This is a genomic window from Bartonella sp. AC535YNZD, from assembly GCF_042196625.1.
In the GTDB taxonomy this organism is placed as follows: Bacteria; Pseudomonadota; Alphaproteobacteria; order Rhizobiales; family Rhizobiaceae; genus Bartonella.
Genome location: NZ_JBHIQP010000061.1, coordinates 1 through 894 on the forward strand (window position 1 = coordinate 1; position 894 = coordinate 894).

Consider the following 894-nt stretch of genomic DNA (forward strand, 5'->3'; position numbering starts at 1 on the left):
TTTTGGAACATAATTAGCAAAAAGGCATTGTATCTCCAGCATATTCAAGGAGATAAAACATGGAAACTCGCATTCCTGAAGACACACCATTCGATACCAATTTTCTAGGAGAAACATCTCTAGAAGAAAAGTATCCATTCTTTCACACACCCATTTCATGGTCCGCAATCTTTGCGGGACTGGTGACGGCTCTTGCTACCTCAATCTGCCTCTCTTTTCTAGTCGCCGCTTTAGGCTTAAGCCAAATGGATTTCACTTCTTCATCCCCATTTGAAGGCTCTTTCCTCTCCTTTGGCGTGGGGTCTGTTATCGTTACACTGATTAGCCTAGCCTTGGGAGGCTTTGTAGCTGGACGTTTTGCTGAAACCTCAGGGACTCTTCATGGCTTTCTCACTTGGGCTCTCATAACATTGCTGATGACCCTCCAAGCCATCCACGTGGTTTCTAGTACAGCAAAGATAGGGGCTAAAACCGCTCTAGAAAACAGCTCCATGGTCCAACAAACCGTTGACAGCCTCAAAAACAATATTTCCCCTATACTTGCAAAATTAAACAGTGAAAGTCTTGAAAAGTTTTTTGCAAAAAACAGTGACGATGGCATCAATTTTGACCAACTTGGCAATGAATTGCACACCCTTCTCAATAAAAGCGACATTCCTGCTCTCAATGCTAATCGCTTAAAACAAACCTATCAGGCTGCACTCAATGATATTGGTTCTGCGATAACAGCTTTCAAAAATGATCCTTCTCACTATCGCACCACTTTAAAAAATCTTGGTGAACGCCTGTCTGATCGTGTAGAAGATCTCACGACAAAATTTAATCGAAGCGATATCATCAATGCGCTTATGAAGGATGGCATGACCCGTGCGGAGGCACAAACAGCAGCCAACC

Annotated in this window: 1 protein-coding gene; it reads left to right on the forward strand. The window is 43.2% G+C overall.

Going from position 1 to position 894, the window contains the following annotated elements; genetic code table 11:
* Window positions 1-59: 59 nt before the first annotated feature.
* The coding region (locus ACFIM8_RS09150) for a DUF3792 domain-containing protein (RefSeq protein WP_375614835.1) at window positions 60-894 on the forward strand (835 nt) is incomplete at its 3' end.